Annotated in this window: 4 protein-coding genes; all 4 read left to right on the top strand. The window is 68.7% G+C overall.

From position 1 onward, the window contains the following. Window positions 1–926 (top strand): sensor histidine kinase (locus tag AC1D01_RS24815; protein WP_477871096.1); only part of this gene is annotated, 926 nt, incomplete at its 5' end. A 10-nt stretch (window positions 927–936) separates the two neighbouring features. After that, window positions 937–1,560 (top strand): response regulator transcription factor, encoded by a 624-nt coding sequence (locus tag AC1D01_RS24810; protein ID WP_047510729.1) that lies wholly within the window; start codon window positions 937–939, stop codon window positions 1,558–1,560. A 63-nt stretch (window positions 1,561–1,623) separates the two neighbouring features. Next, window positions 1,624–2,478: a bifunctional methylenetetrahydrofolate dehydrogenase/methenyltetrahydrofolate cyclohydrolase FolD gene (gene folD / locus AC1D01_RS24805; protein WP_477871094.1), complete on the top strand. Its 855-nt coding sequence runs from the start codon at window positions 1,624–1,626 to the stop codon at window positions 2,476–2,478. Window positions 2,479–2,512: 34 nt separating this feature from the next. Further along, on the top strand, window positions 2,513–3,729 hold a 1,217-nt coding region (locus AC1D01_RS24800; protein ID WP_477871092.1), incomplete at its 3' end, for a M3 family metallopeptidase.

The following is a 3,729-nucleotide window of genomic DNA, read 5'->3' as shown; positions in this document are numbered from 1 at the left end:
GCTCGGACGCGCGCGAGGTCTTCATCGAGCCGCTGCAGAAGTGGTTCGACGTGCGCGCGCGCTACCTGCAGTGGACCGACGGGCGGCTCGCGCAGATGCTGATCGCGACCGACATCACCGGCCGCCGCAACGCCGAGACGCAGGCCGCGCAGCAGGCCGAGAAGGCGCAGGTCACGAGCCGGCTGGTGACGATGGGCGAGATGGCCTCGTCGGTCGCGCACGAGCTGAACCAGCCGCTGACCGCGATCACGAACTACTGCAACGGCATGGTCTCGCGCGTGAAGGGCGACGCGATCCAGAAGGACGACCTGATCGCCGCGCTCGAGAAGACCGCCCGCCAGGCCGAGCGCGCTGGCCAGATCATCCGGCGCATCCGCGCCTTCGTGAAGCGCAGCGAGCCGCAGCGCCAGCCGGCGCTCGCGCAGACCATCGTCGACGACGCGGTGGACCTTGCCAACATCGAGCTGCGCCGGCGCAACGTGACGATCCACGTCTACGTCGCGCAGCGGCTGCCGACGCTGATGGTCGACCCGATCCTGATCGAGCAGGTGGTGCTGAACCTGCTGAAGAACGCCGCCGAGGCGATCGACTCGGCCGGGCTGCCGCAGGCGCGCCGCACCATCGAGCTGCGCGTGGTGCCGCGCCACACGCCCGAAGAAGGCGGCGTGATCGAGTTCAGCGTCACCGACAGCGGCCCGGGGCTGAAGGAGGAAGTGATCGGCCGGCTCTACGAGGCCTTCTTCTCGACCAAGGCGGAAGGCCTGGGCATCGGGTTGTCCCTGTGCCGCTCGATCATCGAGAGCCACCGCGGCCGTATCCGGGCACAGAACCTCTACAATGGCGACCTCGCCGTCGGGTGCCGCTTCAGCTTCACGCTGCCTGTGGAAACCGCCAAATCTGCCGGCCTGGAGCCGGCGCTGCCATGAGACTGCATCGATGAGCTTGATTCCGAAAAAGGGCACGGTCTATGTGGTCGACGACGACGAAGCCGTGCGCGACTCGCTGCAATGGTTGCTCGAGGGCAAGGACTACCGCGTCAAGTGCTTCGATTCGTCGGAGTCGTTCCTGTCGCGCTTCGATCCGCGCGAGGTCGCCTGCCTGATCGCCGACATCCGCATGGACGGCATGAGCGGGCTGGAGCTGCAGGACCGCCTGCTCGAGCGCAAGTCGCCGCTGCCGGTCGTCTTCATCACCGGCCACGGCGACGTGCCGATGGCCGTCACGACGATGAAGAAGGGCGCGATGGACTTCATCGAGAAACCCTTCAAGGAAGAAGAGCTGCTCGGCCTCGTCGAGCGCATGCTCGACCAGGCCCGCAGCGCGTTCTCGCACCACCAGGAAGCCGCCAGCCGCGATGCATTGCTGTCGCGCCTGACGACCCGCGAGGCGCAGGTGCTCGAGCGCATCGTCGCCGGCCGGCTCAACAAGCAGATCGCCGACGACCTCGGCATCAGCATCAAGACGGTCGAGGCGCACCGCGCCAACATCATGGAGAAGCTGAACGCCAACACCGTCGCCGATCTCCTGAAGATCGCCCTGGGCGCCCAAGCCAAGGCCTGACGCAATCCCATCCCGAAGGCCGCTGACCCCAGCGGCCTTTTTCGTTTCTGGAGCCCGACAGCCATGACCGCACAACTCATCGACGGCAACGCCCTCGCCAAACGGGTCCGCGCCGAGGTCGCGCAACGCGCCGCCGCCCTCACCGCCCGCGGCCRCCGGCCGGGCCTGGCGGTGATCCTGGTCGGCGACGACCCGGCCTCGCAGGTCTACGTGAAGCACAAGGTCGCCGACTGCGAATCGAGCGGCGTGCACTCGGTGCTCGAGAAGTACGACGCGCAGCTGCCTGAGGCCGAGCTGCTCGCGCGCATCGCCGCGCTGAACGCCGATGCGGCCATCCACGGCATCCTGGTGCAGATGCCGCTGCCGAAGCACATCGACCCGCAGAAGGTCATCGAGGCGATCTCGCCGCTGAAGGACGTCGACGGCTTCCACGTGCAGAGCGCCGGCGCGCTGATGGTCGGCCGCCCCGGCTTCCTGCCGTGCACGCCGTACGGCTGCATGAAGCTGATCGCCACCACCGGGATCGACCTGCGCGGCAAGCACGCGGTCGTGATCGGGCGCAGCAACACCGTCGGCAAGCCGATGGCCCTGCTGCTCTTGCAGGCCAACGCCACCGTCACCATCTGCCACAGCGGGACGCGCGACATCGGCCTTCACACGCGCCAGGCCGATGTGGTCGTCGCGGCGGTCGGCAAGCGCAATGTGCTCACCGCCGACATGGTCAAGCCGGGCGCGGTGGTGATCGACGTGGGCATGAACCGCAAGGACGACGGCAAGCTGGCCGGCGACGTGGACTTCGACGGCGTCTCTCAGGTGGCCGGCTGGATCACGCCGGTGCCGGGTGGCGTCGGACCCATGACCCGTGCGATGCTCCTGGTCAACACGCTGGAGGCCGCGGAGCGGTTCGCGCAGGGCTGAGCCTCACACGCGTCATTTCGAAAGGGAGAGAACAATGAACGAGATCAATCCGCTGCTGGTTCCCGATGCACTGCTCGACTTCTCGGCGATCCGCGCCGCGCACGTCGCGCCGGCGATGGCGCAATTGCTGACCGAGGCCGAGGAGGCGCTCGAGAAGGTCACCAGCGACGCGGTGCCGGCCGACTACGACGCGATGTCGGCGGTGCTCGATGTCGCCACCGAACGCCTGGGCCGCTCCTGGGGCGCGGTGCACCACCTGACCGCCGTCGCCGACACGCCCGAGCTGCGCGCCGCCTACAACGAGCAGCTGCCGGCCGTCACCGAATTCCACACGCGGCTGGGTGCCGATGAACGCCTGTACGCAAAGTACAAGCTGATCGCCGGCAGCCCGGCCGCCGCCGCGCTCAGCGCGCCGCGCCGCCAGGCGCTGTCGAACGCGATGCGCGATTTCGTGCTGTCCGGTGCCGAGCTGAAGGGCGCCGACCGCGAGCGCTATGCGCAGATCCAGGACCGCCTGGCCGCGCTGTCGCAGACCTACTCCGAGCACGTGCTCGACGCGACCGACAGCTTCGCGCTGTACGTCGACGCGGCCGAGCTGGCCGACGTGCCGGCCGACGTGATCGCCGCGTCGCGCGCCACCGCCGAGGCCGAAGGCAAGCCGGGCCACAAGATCACGCTGCACTTCCCGAGCTACTTCCCGGTGATGCAGTACGGCAGCAACCGCGCGCTGCGCGAGAAGCTGTACGTCGCCTACGTGACCCGCGCCAGCGAGACCGGCCCCGCCGCGCTCGACAACAGCGCGGTGATGCGCGAGCTGCTCGACCTGCGCCAGGAAGAGGCCCGCCTGCTCGGCTACGCGAGCTTCGCCGAGGTGTCGCTGGTGCCGAAGATGGCCGATTCGCCGCAGCAGGTGACCGGCTTCCTGCGCGACCTGGCGCAGCGCGCCCGCCCCTACGCCGAGCGCGACCTGGCCGAGCTGCGGGCCTTCGCCCGCGACGAGCTGGGCCTGCCCGACCTGCAGGCCTGGGATTTCCCGTACGCCAGCGAGAAGCTGAAGGAAAGCCGCTACGCGTTCAGCGACCAGGAGGTCAAGCCGTACTTCACCGAGACCAAGGTGCTCGACGGGCTGTTCCGCATCATCGAGACGCTGTTCGAGGTCAGCATCCGCTCCGACAGCGCGCCGGTCTGGAACGAGGGCGTGCGCTTCTTCCGCATTGAGCGCCAGGGCGAGCTGGTCGGCCAGTTCTACCT

The sequence above is a fragment of the Rhizobacter sp. P3_B12 genome (assembly GCF_056402895.1).
The sequence above is the reverse complement of the archived record's forward strand: the minus strand, read 5'-3'. Positions and strand labels throughout refer to the sequence as shown.

Bases quoted from the DNA above. Each gene is read 5' to 3' on its own strand.
- AC1D01_RS24810 (WP_047510729.1), top strand. From the start codon at position 937: ATGAGCTTGATTCCGAAAAAGGGCACGGTCTATGTGGTCGACGACGAC.